Annotated in this window: 14 protein-coding genes and 1 pseudogene; 8 read left to right on the top strand and 7 right to left on the bottom strand. The window is 71.5% G+C overall.

Annotated elements, in window-relative coordinates; all coding sequences use genetic code 11:
- Window positions 1-119 precede the first annotated feature (119 nt).
- From ACE4Q9_RS25605 to ACE4Q9_RS25590, 4 genes are read right to left on the bottom strand one after another with little or no spacing between them, the layout of a single operon-like run.
- Window positions 120-1,211 carry an amidohydrolase family protein gene (locus ACE4Q9_RS25605; RefSeq protein WP_397986581.1) on the bottom strand — a complete coding sequence of 364 codons (1,092 nt, stop codon included), beginning with the start codon at window positions 1,209-1,211 and terminating at the stop codon, window positions 120-122.
- A 17-nt stretch (window positions 1,212-1,228) separates the two neighbouring features.
- A complete protein-coding gene (locus ACE4Q9_RS25600) occupies window positions 1,229-2,023 on the bottom strand; it encodes an amino acid ABC transporter ATP-binding protein (RefSeq protein ID WP_397986580.1) in 795 nt (264 codons plus the stop codon).
- The gene (locus tag ACE4Q9_RS25595) at window positions 2,020-2,853 is read right to left on the bottom strand and encodes an amino acid ABC transporter permease (protein ID WP_397986579.1); all 834 of its coding nucleotides are present in this window, start codon (window positions 2,851-2,853) and stop codon (window positions 2,020-2,022) included. Before ACE4Q9_RS25595 ends, ACE4Q9_RS25600 begins: the two co-directional genes overlap by 4 nt.
- 4 nt (window positions 2,854-2,857) lie before the next feature.
- Complete coding sequence (locus ACE4Q9_RS25590; protein ID WP_397986578.1) at window positions 2,858-3,700, bottom strand: basic amino acid ABC transporter substrate-binding protein; 843 nt, start codon at window positions 3,698-3,700, stop codon at window positions 2,858-2,860.
- 159 nt (window positions 3,701-3,859) lie between these two features.
- Between ACE4Q9_RS25590 and ACE4Q9_RS25585 the strand changes: the two genes are divergently transcribed.
- The 6 genes and pseudogenes from ACE4Q9_RS25585 to thpD all read left to right on the top strand — a co-directional run bounded on the left by ACE4Q9_RS25585 (window position 3,860) and on the right by thpD (window position 9,013).
- The gene (locus ACE4Q9_RS25585) at window positions 3,860-4,960 is read left to right on the top strand and encodes a pyridoxal-phosphate-dependent aminotransferase family protein (RefSeq protein WP_397986577.1); all 1,101 of its coding nucleotides are present in this window, start codon (window positions 3,860-3,862) and stop codon (window positions 4,958-4,960) included.
- Between the two features lie 75 nt (window positions 4,961-5,035).
- Window positions 5,036-5,589 (top strand): annotated as a pseudogene (locus ACE4Q9_RS25580) (DinB family protein).
- 255 nt (window positions 5,590-5,844) lie between these two features.
- A complete protein-coding gene (gene ectA / locus ACE4Q9_RS25575; RefSeq protein WP_397986576.1) occupies window positions 5,845-6,363 on the top strand; it encodes a diaminobutyrate acetyltransferase in 519 nt (172 codons plus the stop codon).
- 13 nt (window positions 6,364-6,376) lie between these two features.
- Window positions 6,377-7,648: a diaminobutyrate--2-oxoglutarate transaminase gene (ectB, locus tag ACE4Q9_RS25570; protein WP_397986575.1), complete on the top strand. Its 1,272-nt coding sequence runs from the start codon at window positions 6,377-6,379 to the stop codon at window positions 7,646-7,648.
- 54 nt (window positions 7,649-7,702) lie between these two features.
- Window positions 7,703-8,113, top strand: coding sequence for an ectoine synthase (locus ACE4Q9_RS25565; protein ID WP_397986574.1), 411 nt, complete (start codon window positions 7,703-7,705; stop codon window positions 8,111-8,113).
- A gap of 6 nt (window positions 8,114-8,119) precedes the next feature.
- On the top strand, window positions 8,120-9,013 hold the full coding sequence (thpD, locus tag ACE4Q9_RS25560) for an ectoine hydroxylase (protein ID WP_397986573.1): 894 nt from the start codon (window positions 8,120-8,122) through the stop codon (window positions 9,011-9,013).
- A 71-nt stretch (window positions 9,014-9,084) separates the two neighbouring features.
- Here the strand turns inward: thpD and ACE4Q9_RS25555 are convergent, their stop codons facing one another.
- The 3 genes from ACE4Q9_RS25555 to ACE4Q9_RS25545 form a co-directional block, all read right to left on the bottom strand.
- Entirely contained in the window at window positions 9,085-10,137 is a 1,053-nt protein-coding gene (locus ACE4Q9_RS25555) for an aminotransferase class V-fold PLP-dependent enzyme (protein WP_397986572.1), read from the bottom strand.
- Window positions 10,138-10,249: 112 nt separating this feature from the next.
- A complete protein-coding gene (locus tag ACE4Q9_RS25550) occupies window positions 10,250-10,969 on the bottom strand; it encodes a DsbA family oxidoreductase (RefSeq protein WP_397986571.1) in 720 nt (239 codons plus the stop codon).
- Window positions 10,970-11,044: 75 nt separating this feature from the next.
- Entirely contained in the window at window positions 11,045-11,548 is a 504-nt protein-coding gene (locus ACE4Q9_RS25545; RefSeq protein ID WP_397986570.1) for a GNAT family N-acetyltransferase, read from the bottom strand.
- 132 nt (window positions 11,549-11,680) lie between these two features.
- On the opposite strand from ACE4Q9_RS25545, the gene ACE4Q9_RS25540 reads away from it, so the two are divergent.
- Together ACE4Q9_RS25540 and ACE4Q9_RS25535 are read left to right on the top strand one after the other, a co-directional pair.
- Window positions 11,681-12,451: an IclR family transcriptional regulator gene (locus tag ACE4Q9_RS25540; RefSeq protein WP_397986569.1), complete on the top strand. Its 771-nt coding sequence runs from the start codon at window positions 11,681-11,683 to the stop codon at window positions 12,449-12,451.
- 78 nt (window positions 12,452-12,529) lie between these two features.
- A complete protein-coding gene (locus ACE4Q9_RS25535) occupies window positions 12,530-13,000 on the top strand; it encodes a GNAT family N-acetyltransferase (RefSeq protein WP_397986568.1) in 471 nt (156 codons plus the stop codon).
- The last annotated feature ends 104 nt before the right edge of the window (window positions 13,001-13,104 follow it).

Here is a 13,104-nt window from a genome sequence, read left to right as displayed (position 1 = left end):
ACCTTGTCGTCAGTGTGGGTGAACGGTCAGCAAACCTCGGTCACTTCACTCAAACGTGGAAATTCCGCACACTTCTTCGAATCACCATGCACACGCGTTCCCTCCCGTGGCCGCCGCCGCTACTCCACCACCGCCCCGTTCAGCACCACCCGCCGCGGTGCCGCCAGCACTCCCACGTCGGCCCGCGGGTCCCTGTCGTACACCACGAGGTCCGCGGGCGCGCCCTCCGCCAGGCCGGGCCGCCCGAGCCAGGCGCGCGCGGACCAGCTGGTCGCCGCGAGCGCCTCGACGGCCGGGATGCCCGCGGTGACCAGCTCGGCGACCTCCGCCGCGACCAGGCCGTGCGGCAGCGAACCGCCGGCGTCGGTGCCGACGAACACCGGGATCCCGGCGTCGTACGCGGCGCGCACGGTGTCGTAGCGCCGCTCGTGCAGCCGGCGCATATGGGCCGACCAGGCGGGGAACTTGCCCTCGCCACCGGCCGCGAGCTGCGGGAAGGTGGCGATGTTGACGAGGGTGGGGACGATGGCGACGCCCCGCTCGGCGAACAGCGGGATCAGGTCCTCGGTGAGGCCGGTGGCGTGCTCGATGCAGTCGATGCCCGCCTCGACCAGGTCGCGCAGGGAGTTCTCGGCGAAGCAGTGCGCGGTGACGCGGGCACCCAGGCGGTGGGCCTCGGCGATCGCGGCCTCGATCGCCCCGCGGGGCCAGCAGGGGGAGAGATCGCCCACCTCGCGGTCGATCCAGTCGCCGACCAGCTTGACCCAGCCGTCGCCGCGCCGGGCCTCTTGGGCGACGTAGGCGACGAGGTCGTCCGGCTCGATCTCCCAGGCGTAGTTGCGGATGTAGCGGCGGGTGCGGGCGATGTGCCGGCCGGCCCGGATGATCTTCGGCAGATCGGCGCGGTCGTCGATCCAGCGGGTGTCGGAGGGCGAGCCCGCGTCCCGGATCAACAGGGTGCCCGCCTCCCGGTCGGTGAGCGCCTGCTTCTCGGCGGTCTCCGCGTCGACCGGGCCGTGCGCGTCCAGGCCCACATGGCAGTGGGCGTCGACCAGGCCGGGCAGCGCCCAGCCCTCGACGGTCCGGATGTCGCGGGCCCCGGCAGGGCGGTCGTACGACACCCGGCCGCCGACCACCCACAGCTCGTCGCGTACGTCCTCGGGCGTCACGAGGACCCTGCCCTTCACATGCAGCACCGGCTGATCGCTCATACCGGCACCTTAGAGGGCTACACCCGCCCGGTTCCCCCCGCCTCCGGAAGGTCCTCCTCCACCTCGGCCATCGCCGGGTCGAGGAGGCGGGAGAGGAAGTGCCGGGTGCGCTCGTGCCGCGGGGCGCCGATGACCTGCTCGGGGCGCCCGTCCTCCACGATCACCCCGCCGTCCATGAAGACGACCCGGTCGGCGACCTCGCGCGCGAAGCTCATCTCGTGGGTGACGACCATCATCGTCATGCCGTCCCGCGCGAGGGACCGCATCACCGCGAGCACGTCGCCGACCAGCTCGGGGTCGAGCGCCGAGGTCGGCTCGTCGAACAGCATCACCTCGGGGCCCATGGCGAGCGCGCGGGCGATGGCCACGCGCTGCTGCTGACCGCCGGAGAGCGCGGAGGGGTGGGCGTCGGCCTTCTCCGCGAGGCCCACGCGGGCCAGGTTCTCGGCGGCCACGCGCGCGGCCGTCGCCTTGTCCCGGCCCAGCACCCGGCGCTGCGGCAGGGTGAGGTTCTCGGTGACGCTGAGGTGCGGGAAGAGGTTGAACTGCTGGAAGACCATGCCGATCCGGCGGCGGACGGCGTCGATGTCGACGTCCGGGTCGGTGACCTCGGTGCCGCCGACGAAGACCTGCCCCTCGGTGGGCTCCTCCAGCAGGTTCACGCAGCGCAGCAGCGTGGACTTGCCGGAGCCGGACGGGCCGATGACACAGACGACCTCGCCCTGGCCGATCTCCAGGTCGATGCCGCGCAGCACGTGGTTGTCGCCGAAGGACTTGTGCAGCCCCTGGACGCGGATCTCGGGGGTGGTCACCTGGTCTCCTTGAGGGCCTTGCGCTCCATGCGGCGCACGACGAGGCCGAGCGGGATCGTGATCAGCAGATAGCACAGGCCCGCGACCAGGATCGGCGTGGAGTTGGCGGTCTGGCTGGCCAGGTCGTTGCCGAACTTGGACAGTTCGCGCTGCTCCAGGGTGACCCCGAGGAACAGCACCAGCGAGGAGTCCTTGAACAGCTGGACGAGTTCGTTGGTCAGCGGCGGCAGGATGATGCGGAAAGCCTGCGGCAGGATGATCGAGACCATGGCGCGCGCGGGCGAGAACCCGAGCGAACGGGCCGCCTCCGTCTGCCCCTTGGGCACGGCCTGGATGCCGGCGCGGATGGTCTCGGCCATGTAGGCGGCGGAGACCAGGCCGAGCGCGACGGCGACCTTGCCGTAGGTGCCGCCCGGATACTGAACGGTCGGGAAGGCCAGCGGCACGCCGACGCCGACGAAGATGAAGATCAGCAGCGCGGGCAGGCCGCGGAAGATCTCGATGTAGATGCCGGCGAGCCAGCGGTAGGGGCCCACGGAGGACAGTCGCATCAGGGCGAGGACCATGGCGAGGGCCAGGCCGACGACGAACCCGGACAGCGTGTACAGCACGGTGTTCTTCAGGGCGACCGTGATGAGGTCGGGGAACAGCTGCTTGGCGATGCCGGGCTGTGCGAACTGGTTCTGGAGCCGCCCCCAGTCCGCGGTGAGCGCGAAGGCGATCACCGCGGCGGCGAGGAGGACGTACTGGGCGCCGCGCGAGAGCCTGCGCTTCTGCGTGCGCGTCAGCCCCGTGCGCTTCGGCTGGATGCCGGTGTCCGTGTCGGCCATGGGGTCAGGAACCGGCCGGGGAGGCGACGGAGGGGTCGTACGGGCCGATCCACTTCTCGTAGATCTTCTTGTAGGTGCCGTCCGCCTTGGCGTCCTTGAGGGCCTTGTTGATGGCGTTCAGCAGGGGCTTGTTGCCCTTCTTGACCGTGAAGCCGTACTGCTCGCCGGTCTTCAGGTTGTCGACGACCTTGAACTTGTCGGCGTTGGCCTTGTCCTTCAGCCAGCCCTGGACCACCGGGTAGTCGATGACGACGGCCTGGACCTGACCGGTGCGCAGACCGTTGAGGACCGCGTCGGAGGAGGCGAAGGAGACCGGGTCGAGGCCCTTCTTCTTGGCGAAGTCCTCGCCGGTGGTCTGCGCCTGGGCGCCGATCTTCTTGCCCTTGGCGCCGGCCAGCGAGTCGATGCCGCTGTTCTTGGCGACCAGCACGGCCTGGGTGGCCTCGAAGTACGGGTCGGAGAAGTCGACGTTCTTCGCGCGCTCGGCGGTGATGGTCATACCGGCGGCGGCCACGTCGCACTGGCCGGAGTTCAGGAAGGCGCCGGTCTTGAAGTTCTCGAACGGCGTGTCCACGATCTGCTGCTTGACGCCGAGGTCCTTGGCGACGAGGTCGATCAGGGAGACGTCGAAGCCCTGCACCTTGCCGCCGACCACCGACTGGAACGGCGGGTAGGGCAGGTGGGTGCAGGTGGTGAGCTGACCGGCCTTGGCCAGGTGGACACCGCCCGCCACGGTCTGCCCGCTCCCCGAGCCGCCGGAGGAGCAGCCCGCCACGACGAGCACGAGGCCCGCGGTCGCGGTGGTGGCGGCCAGCAGGCGGGTCCGGCGTCCGAGGGGCGTTTTCATGGGGGAAGTCTCCTGAGGGGGGAAGGATAGGTTCCGATTATAAGGAAATGTTTGGGTATCTCAAACCAAACCCATGGCCCTGGGGGGCCTGGACCTAAGATCGGGGGGAGCAGACCGCTGCGACCCCCGCGAACCGCCCGACGAAGAGAGAGCACCGCCGTGACGCACCCCCTCCTCGACCTGCCCCCGCTGACCGCGCGGCGCTTCGCCGCCATCGAGGACCGGGTGGCCCGGCTGCTGGACACCCGGCAGGACGTGCTGATCACCCAGGGCGAGGCGCTGCTGCCGCTGGAGGGCGCGATCCGCGCCGCCGCCGGTCCGGGCACGGTGGCGCTGAACGTGATCACCGGCCCCTACGGGCAGACCTTCGGCGACTGGCTGCGGGACACGGGCGCGACCGTGTACGACATCGCGGTCCCCTTCCACACGGCGGTGCGGGCGGAGCAGATCCGTGCCGCGTTCGCCGAGCACCCGGAGATCGACTTCGTCTCGCTGGTGCACGCGGAGGCGGCGACCGGCAACACCAACCCGGTCGCGGAGATCGGCGCGGCGGTACGGGAGCAGGGCGCGCTGTTCTATCTGGACGCGGTCGCCTCGGTGGGCGCGGAGCCGGTGCTGCCGGACGCGTGGGGCGTGGACCTGTGCGTGATCGGCGCGCAGAAGGCGATGGGCGGCCCGGCGGGCGTGTCGGCGATCTCGGTGAGCGAGCGGGCCTGGGCCCGGATGGCGGCCAACCCGAACGCGCCGCGCCGCTCCTACCTCTCGCTGCTGGACTGGAAGGAGCGCTGGCTGGACGCCGGCCGCAAGGCGCTGCCGCACGCCCCGGCGCAGCTGGAGATGCTGGCGCTGGACGCCTGTCTGGAGCGGATTGAGGAGGCCGGTCCGGACGCGGTGATGGCCCGCCACCGGCGTGCGGCCGAGGCGACGCGGGCGGGCGCCCTGGCCCTCGGCGGCGGCCTGGAGCCGTACGTGCACGACGCCGCGGACGCCGCCCCGGTCGCCACCACCCTGCGCGTCCCGCCGTCGCTGACGGCCTCCGCTCTGGTCGCCGCCGCGCTGGCCGCCGATCCGGCGCTCCCGCTGGCCGCGGGCGGCGGCGCCCTGGCCAAGGAGATGATCCGGGTCAACCACTACGGCCCCGACGCCACCGAGTCCGCCGTCCAGGCCGCGCTGGCCGCCCTGGGCACGGCCCTCGCCGCACAGGGCGCCCCGGTGGACCCGGCCGCCGCGCGCCGGGCCGCGGAGCAGCCCTGGCGCTGACCGCCACCAGGTCCCGGCGACGGCCCGCGCCCCGAGGCGCGGGCCGTTGTCGTACCCGGCTGCCATGCTGCCCCCATGACCACCGATCACACCCCGCACCCCGCACCCGCCGCGCGGCCCCCGGCCCTGCCCGACGGCCGCCCGGTCCCCTGCTGACCGGCGCCGAGCGCCCCATGCTGGAGAGCTGGCTGGACTTCCACCGGGCCACGCTGGAGCTGAAGTGCCGCGGCCTGTCCGACGGGCAGGCGCGGACCGCCTCGGCCGAGCCCTCGGAGCTGACCCTGCCGGGCCTGGTGCAACACCTCGCGGAGGTCGAGCGGACCTGGTTCCAGCGGGTGCTGGCCGGGCTGGACGTGCCGCCGGTGTTCGCGGAGGAGTCGGGGTACGCCCTCGATCCGGCGCGCGGGCTGGACGAGGCGCTGGCCGTCTGGCACCGGGAGATCGCGCGCGGCCGCGAGCTGTGCGCCGGGCGGCCGCTGGAGGCCACCGGACGGATCGCCGACGGGCCGATGGCCGGGGCGGAGGTCAGTGTGCGGTGGGTGCTGATCCACCTCGTCGAGGAGTACGCCCGCCACAACGGACACGCGGACATTCTCCGTGAACGAATCGACGGCGTCACCGGAGCCTGAATTCAATTTAGTTCCACAATTCCCGCCAATTTACCGGACGGCAGCTTCCCATAGTCTTCTGCCCGCTTTTTGCGGGGCTAAACGGGGCAGTTTTCCGGGAGGTTTCCGACGGTTTCAAGTGTGTGACACACTCCACAGGACGGATAGTTTGCCCCACTTTGCCGTGGGGCAATTCGGGCATCTTGTACCACGCGTCGAATTATGCCTCAGTCACGGCCGTGCATTTCTTAATTCACCTCGCTAAATTCGTGCCGCATGACTGCCGCACCCGCAGACCTACTCATAGACCGACCGGCGACAGCCGACGGCGCCGCGCTCTGGCGCCTCGCCAAAGACTCCGGAAAGCTCGACCTCAACTCGTCCTACAGCTACCTGCTGTGGTGCCGGGACTTCGCCGGCACCTCGGCGGTGGCGCGTGGTGCGGACGGCACGCCCGTCGGTTTCGTCACCGGCTACGTGCGGCCGGACCGCCCGGACACCCTGCTCGTCTGGCAGGTCGCCGTGGACTCCGCGTACCGAGGTCACGGCATCGCCGCCGCCCTGCTGGACGGATTGACCGCGCGGCTCGCCGCCGAGCGCGGGGTCACCGGCGTCGAGACCACCATCACGCCCGGCAACACCGCCTCCGAGCGGCTGTTCACCTCGTTCGCCGAGCGGCACGGCGCGCACCTCACCCGCGAGGTGCTGTTCCCCGCCGAGCTGTTCCCGGACGGCCCGCACGACAGTGAAGTCCTTTACCGCATCGGCCCGTTGACCGATTCCCCCGCCCACTGAGGAGCGCATCACCGTGACCATCACCCAGCCCGACCTCAGCGTCTTCGAGACCCTTGAGTCCGAGGTGCGCAGCTACTGCCGCGGCTGGCCCACCGTGTTCGACCGCGCGCAGGGCAGCCGGATGTACGACGAGGACGGCCATGCCTACCTCGACTTCTTCGCCGGTGCCGGATCCCTCAACTACGGCCACAACAACCCGGTGCTCAAACGGGCGCTGATCGACTATCTGTCGCGGGACGGGGTCACCCACGGCCTGGACATGTCGACCACGGCCAAGCGCTCGTTCCTCCAGACCTTCCAGGACCTGGTGCTGCGCCCGCGCGACCTGCCGTACAAGGTCATGTTCCCGGGCCCGACCGGCACCAACGCCGTGGAGTCGGCGCTGAAGCTGGCCCGGAAGGTGAAGGGCCGCGAGGCCATCGTGTCCTTCACCAACGCCTTCCACGGCATGTCCCTGGGCTCGCTCGCGGTGACCGGCAACGCCTTCAAGCGGGCCGGCGCCGGCGTCCCGCTGGTGCACGGCACCCCGATGCCGTTCGACAACTACTTCGACGGGACCGTCCCGGACTTCCTGTGGTTCGAGCGGCTGCTGGAGGACCAGGGCTCCGGTCTGAACAAGCCCGCCGCGGTGATCGTGGAGACCGTGCAGGGCGAGGGCGGCATCAACGTGGCCCGGCCCGAGTGGCTGCGCGCGCTCAAGGAACTGTGCGAGCGGCAGGACATGCTGCTGATCGTCGACGACATCCAGATGGGCTGCGGCCGTACCGGCGCCTTCTTCTCCTTCGAGGAGTCCGGGATCACCCCGGACATCGTCACCGTGTCGAAGTCCATCAGCGGCTACGGCCTGCCGATGTCGCTGTGCCTGTTCAAGCCGGAGCTGGACGTCTGGGAGCCCGGCGAGCACAACGGCACCTTCCGCGGCAACAACCCCGCGTTCGTCACCGCCGCCGCGGCCCTGGAGACCTACTGGACCGACGGCTCGGCCATGGAGAAGCAGACCCGCACCCGCGGCGAGCAGGTCGAGCAGGCGCTGATCTCCATCACCGAGGAGAACCTCGCCGACGTCAAGGAGTACCGCGGGCGCGGGCTGGTGTGGGGCATGGAGTTCCACGACAAGGACCGCGCCGGGCGCATCGCGCGGCGGGCCTTCGAGCTGGGGCTGCTCATCGAGACCTCGGGACCGCAGAGCGAGGTCGTCAAGCTGCTGCCGGCCCTGACCATCACCCCCGACGAGCTGGACGAGGGTCTGAGCATGCTCGCCCGCGCCGTGCGGGAAACCGCCTGAACCACCTGAACCACATCGTCTGACCGCAACGTCCGACCAGGAGGAAGCACCACCGTGATCGTCCGATCGTTCAAGGACATCGAAGGCACCGACCGGCACGTCAAGTCGAAGTCGGGCACCTGGGAGAGCAAGCGCATCGTCCTGGCCAAGGAGCGGGTCGGCTTCTCCGTGCACGAGACCATCCTGTACGCGGGGACCGAGACGCACATGTGGTACGCGAACCACATCGAGGCCGTCGTCTGCACCAAGGGCGAGGCCGAGCTGACCGACCGCGAGACCGGGAAGACGTACACCATCACGCCCGGCACCATGTACCTCCTGGACGGGCACGAGCGGCACACGCTGCGTGTCAAGGAGGACTTCCACTGCGTCTGCGTGTTCAACCCGCCCGTGACCGGGCGGGAGGACCACGACGAGAACGGCGTCTACCCGCTGCTCACCGAGCCCGAGCCCGAGGAGGTGTGAGGAATCATGACCACCGCCACCGTGAAGGACCTCTACCCGACCCGCGGCGCCACCGAGGTGACCGTCCCCCGCCAGGACCCCGTCCTGTGGGGCTCCCCGGACACTCCGGGGCCGATCGCGGCGGCCGAGCTCCAGTCGTACGAGCGTGACGGCTTCCTCGCCGTCGACCAGCTGATCGGGCCCGACGAGGTCGAGGTCTACCGGCAGGAGCTGGACCGGCTGGTCACCGACCCGGCGATCCGCTTCGACGAGCGCTCCATCGTGGAGCCGTCGTCCCAGGAGATCCGCTCGGTCTTCGAGGTGCACCGGATCAGCGAGGTGTTCGCGGGCCTGGTGCGCGACGAGCGCGTGGTCGGCCGGGCCCGCCAGATCCTCGGCTCGGACGTGTACGTCCACCAGTCGCGGATCAACGTCAAGCCGGGCTTCGGCGCGAGCGGCTTCTACTGGCACTCGGACTTCGAGACCTGGCACGCCGAGGACGGTCTGCCGAACATGCGCACGGTGTCCGTCTCGATCGCGCTGACCGAGAACTACGACACCAACGGCGGCCTGATGATCATGCCGGGGTCGCACAAGACGTTCCTGGGCTGCGCCGGCGAGACGCCCAAGGACAACTACAAGAAGTCGCTCCAGATGCAGGACGCGGGCACCCCGTCCGACGAGGCGCTCACGGAGCTGGCCGGCGAGTACGGCATCAAGCTGTTCACCGGCAAGCCGGGCTCGGCCACCTGGTTCGACTGCAACTGCATGCACGGCTCCGGCGACAACATCACGCCGTTCCCGCGCAGCAACGTCTTCATCGTGTTCAACAGCGTGGAGAACACGGCGGTGGAGCCGTTCGCCGCGCCGGTGCGCCGGCCGGAGTTCATCGGCGCGCGCGACTTCACCCCGGTGCGGTAGGCGCTCCCGACCACCGGGCCGGGCCTTCACGTGTGGGACGGGAGGCCCGGCCCGGTCATGTCCCGAGGGGCCTATCCGGCCAGCGCGTCGAGCAGCCGGTCCACGTCCGCCGCCGTGTTGTACAGGTGGAAGGACGCGCGCAGATTGCCGGCGCGGTCGGACACCTGGATGCCGGCGCGGCTCAACCCGGCCTGCCTCGCGCCGAGTCCGGGCACGGAGACGATCGCCGAGCCGGGCGCGGGCAGCGGCTCGTGCCCCAGCCGGGCGAGTCCTTCCCTGAAGCGGTCGGCGAGCGCCAGGTCGTGCGCGTGGACGGCGGCCACGCCCAGCTCCTCGATCAGGGTGAGCGAGGAGTACACCCCGCTGTAGGTGAACAGGCCGGGGCTGACGTCGAACCGGCGGGCGGACCGGGCGAGTTCGGCGACCGGGCCGTAGCAGCTGTCCCAGGGGTTCTCGGCCGCGACCCAGCCCGCGAGCAGCGGGGTCAGCCCGCCGAGGTCCTCGGGGACGACGAGGAAGGCGGCGCCGTGCGGGCCGAGCAGCCACTTGAAGGTGGTGGTGACGGTGTAGTCGTAGCCGTCCGCCTCGACGGGCAGCCAGCCGGCGGCCTGGGAGAAGTCGACGTAGGTGCGCGCGCCGTGGGCGCGGGCCGCGGCGCGCAGGGCGGGCAGGTCGGCGATCCGGCCGTCGGCGGACTGCGCGGCGCTGACCGCGACCAGCGCGGTGCCGGGGCGCACGGACTCGGCGAGCCGCTCCAGCGGTACGGCGCGCACCTTGAGGTCGCCGCGCACGTGGAAGGGGTTCACCACGGAGGTGAAGTCGTCCTCGGCGGTGAGGACTTCGGCGCCCGCGGGCAGGGAGGCCGCGATCAGGCCGGTCTGCGCCGCGACCGAGGGACCGGCCGCCACCCGGCTCACCGGGACGCCGGCCAGGCGGGCGAAGGCGGCGCGGGCGCGCTCGACGTCCTCGAACAGCGGGTCCAGCGGGCGGCCCGCGGCCCGGATCGCCATCGCCTCCTGGAGCGCGGCGAGGGTACGGGCCGGGAGCAGGCCGCTGGTCGCGGTGTTCAGGTAGGTGTTCTCCGGGCGGAACTCGGCGCGGACGAGGCTCTCGAAGGTCTCCATGAGCCCACTGTGCGGCTCGGGAAGTTCCCCGTCCATCGCGTCTTTCTACGGGGACGGGCCAAGGACTGCTTATACGACCGCGCCGAGCTGGGGTTTCCTACACCCCGCCCGGTCAGCCCTTCGGCGGCACCGCGCATCCGTCCGGCCCGCAGGCCGCGGCGTCGCCCTGATCGACCAGCTTCAGCGGAGCGCGCTCGCCCCAGGCCTGGCTGAGTGCCTGGGTGAAGACCTCGGCGGGCTGGGCGCCGGAGACGCCGTACTTCCGGTCGAGCACGAAGAAGGGGACGCCGTTCGCGCCCAGCTCGGCGGCCTCGCGCTCGTCCTCGCGCACGGCGTCGGCGTACGCCCACGGGTCGGCGAGCACCGCGCGGGCCTCGGCCGCGTCGAGCCCGGCCTCGGTGGCCAGCTCGACCAGCCGCTCGTCGCCCTCGGCGAAGACGGACCGCTCCTCGGCGAAGTTGGCCCGGTACAGGACCTGGAGCAGCGCGTCCTGCCGGCCGCGGTCCTTGGCCAGGTGCAGCAGACGGTGCATGTCGAAGGTGTTGCCGTGGTCGCGGCCCCGGGTGCGGTAGTCCAGGCCCTCGGCGGCGGCCTGGGCGCCGAGGTTGTCCTCCCCGGCCTCGGCCTGCGCCTCGCTCATTCCGTACTTCCTGGTCAGCATGGTGAGCACGGACTCGACATCGCCCTTGGCGCGGCCGGGGTCCAGCTCGAAGGAGCGGTGCACCACCTCGACGTCCTCCCGGTGCGGGAAGGCGGCGAGCGCCTTCTCGAAGCGGGCCTTGCCCACGTAGCACCAGGGGCAGGCGATGTCGCTCCAGATCTCGACGCGCATGTCTTCGGCTCTTTCCAGGTCGTACGGGTACGGAGGCGATCTCCGCCGGGTACGTGAACATTCAAATGTCGCGGGTCATTCCCCGGAGGGCACGGTGTAGCGCAGAAACAGGTGGTGGTCCCCTTCGGCGGGCGGGTTCACCGGGTCCGGCACCCAGCCGAGCCGGGCGTAGAAGCCCTGGGCCCGCAGGTTGTCCACGTGCACGTCGAGCACCGCCGTACGCCGCCCGGCCGCCCGCCACTCCCCCACGCAGGCCGCGTGCAGCACCGTACCGATGCCGCCCCGCCAGTGGTCCGGGTCGACGTGGAACTGGAACAGCTTGACCGTGCCCGCGTCCGCTCCCTCGGGTGTCCGGAAGGAGGCGACCCCGACCAACCGTCCCTCCCGGACGGCGCACAGCACCCGCCCGTCGGGCCGCTCGACGGACCCCCGCCACGCCTCGCTCCAGTCGAAGTCCGCCCGCGGGACGCCGTCCGGGTAGTACGTGGAACGCGCGCGCAGGTGCAGCGCGGTGATGGCCTCGGCCTCGGCGGGCAGCGCGGGGCGGATCTCCAGGGTGCTTCCGGGTTCGCTGGTCATGGGGCGGGGGACGCCGTACGCGTGTCGGTGGTTCCCGGGGGTTCTTTACACTGAACGCCGTCTGCGAGGCTGGACGTTCTGGCTCGGAGGCGACGGATCTCGGTCCTCGTCGAAGCGGAGGGGTCAAGGGCGATGACGGCAGGCGACGCGGGCGGGGCGCAGGTCAAGTCCGCGGTACGGACGGTCGAACTCCTCGAGTACTTCGCCGGCCGCCCCGGCCTGCACTCCCTCGCCGCCGTGCAGGAGGCCGTCGGCTACCCCAAGTCCAGCCTGTACATGCTGCTGCGCACGCTGGTCGAGCTGGGCTGGGTGGAGACGGACGCGACGGGCACGCGGTACGGCATCGGGGTGCGGGCGCTGCTCGTGGGCACCTCCTACATCGACGGCGACGAGGTGGTGGCCGCCGCCCGGCCGGCCCTGGACCGGCTGGCCGAGGACACCACCGAGACCATCCACCTGGCCCGGCTCGACGGCACCAGCGTGGTCTACCTGGCCACCCGCCCCTCCCAGCACTACCTGCGCCCCTTCACCCGCGTCGGGCGCCGCCTCCCCGCCCACTCCACCTCCCTCGGCAAGGCGATCCTCGCCACGTACCCCGACGAACAGGTGCGCGCGCTGCTGCCACCGGAGCTGCCCGCGCTCACCGAGCACACCGTCACCGACCGGGAGCGGCTGATCGAGGAGCTGCGCCGGGTGCGGGAGCAGGGCTTCGCCGTCGACCGCGAGGAGAACACGGTGGGGCTGCGCTGCTTCGGCGTCGCGCTCCCGTACCGCACCCCCGCCCGCGACGCCGTGAGCTGCTCGGTGCCGGTGGCCCGGCTGACCCCCGCCCGTGAACAGGCGATCAGGGACGCGCTGTTCGAGGCCCGCGACCGGCTGGCCCTGGCCACGCGCAGGCTCTGAGCGCGGGACGCGCCCGGACGGCGGGCCGGGCGCGGCGGGCCCAGGCGTGGCGGTCGTACCGTCGTAGTCTCGGGCACCATGGAGATCGCGCTGCGGACCGTTCGCGACGAGGACCTGCCGCTGTTCTTCCGGCACATGACCGACCCGGTGGCCCTGCGGATGGCCGCGTTCGGCCCCCCGGACCCGGCCGACCGGCACGCCTTCGAGGCCCGGTTCAAACGGATCCGCGCGTCCTGCGACGTCCTGCGCACGGTGGTGGCCGACGGGCGGGTGGCCGGCAGCGCGGCGGTCTACGGGGAGCCCGGCGAGCGCGAGGTGACGTACTGGATCGACCGCGCCTACTGGGGCCGGGGCGTGGCGACGGCCGCGCTGCGCGCCCTGCTCGCCGAGGTCCCCGAGCGGCCGCTCTACGCGCGGGCGGCGGCCGACAACGCCGCCTCGCTGCGGGTCCTGGCCAAGTGCGGGTTTCGCGAGTCCGTCCGGGCACGGGGCTTCGCCAACGGCCGGGGCGAGGAGATCGAGGAGATCGTGCTGGTCCTGGACGCGTGAGAACGGGATGAACGGGGGTGCTCGGGATGAACGGGACATGAGAAATACGGCCGCCGGGGAACGTTCGGGCCCTTCCCGGTCGTCTTCCGTGCGGGATGAACGGG

Origin of the sequence: Streptomyces sp. AM6-12, assembly GCF_044327085.1 — a bacterium.
Taxonomy (GTDB): Bacteria; Actinomycetota; Actinomycetes; order Streptomycetales; family Streptomycetaceae; genus Streptomyces.
The sequence above is the reverse complement of the archived record's forward strand: the minus strand, read 5'-3'. Positions and strand labels throughout refer to the sequence as shown.

Bases quoted from the DNA above. Each gene is read 5' to 3' on its own strand.
- ACE4Q9_RS25605 (WP_397986581.1), bottom strand. From the start codon at position 1,211: ATGAGCGATCAGCCGGTGCTGCATGTGAAGGGCAGGGTCCTCGTGACG.
- ACE4Q9_RS25595 (WP_397986579.1), bottom strand. From the start codon at position 2,853: ATGGCCGACACGGACACCGGCATCCAGCCGAAGCGCACGGGGCTGACG.
- ACE4Q9_RS25590 (WP_397986578.1), bottom strand. From the start codon at position 3,700: ATGAAAACGCCCCTCGGACGCCGGACCCGCCTGCTGGCCGCCACCACC.
- ectA (WP_397986576.1), top strand. From the start codon at position 5,845: ATGACTGCCGCACCCGCAGACCTACTCATAGACCGACCGGCGACAGCC.
- thpD (WP_397986573.1), top strand. From the start codon at position 8,120: ATGACCACCGCCACCGTGAAGGACCTCTACCCGACCCGCGGCGCCACC.
- ACE4Q9_RS25555 (WP_397986572.1), bottom strand. From the start codon at position 10,137: ATGGAGACCTTCGAGAGCCTCGTCCGCGCCGAGTTCCGCCCGGAGAAC.
- ACE4Q9_RS25550 (WP_397986571.1), bottom strand. From the start codon at position 10,969: ATGCGCGTCGAGATCTGGAGCGACATCGCCTGCCCCTGGTGCTACGTG.
- ACE4Q9_RS25545 (WP_397986570.1), bottom strand. From the start codon at position 11,548: ATGACCAGCGAACCCGGAAGCACCCTGGAGATCCGCCCCGCGCTGCCC.
- ACE4Q9_RS25540 (WP_397986569.1), top strand. From the start codon at position 11,681: ATGACGGCAGGCGACGCGGGCGGGGCGCAGGTCAAGTCCGCGGTACGG.
- ACE4Q9_RS25535 (WP_397986568.1), top strand. From the start codon at position 12,530: ATGGAGATCGCGCTGCGGACCGTTCGCGACGAGGACCTGCCGCTGTTC.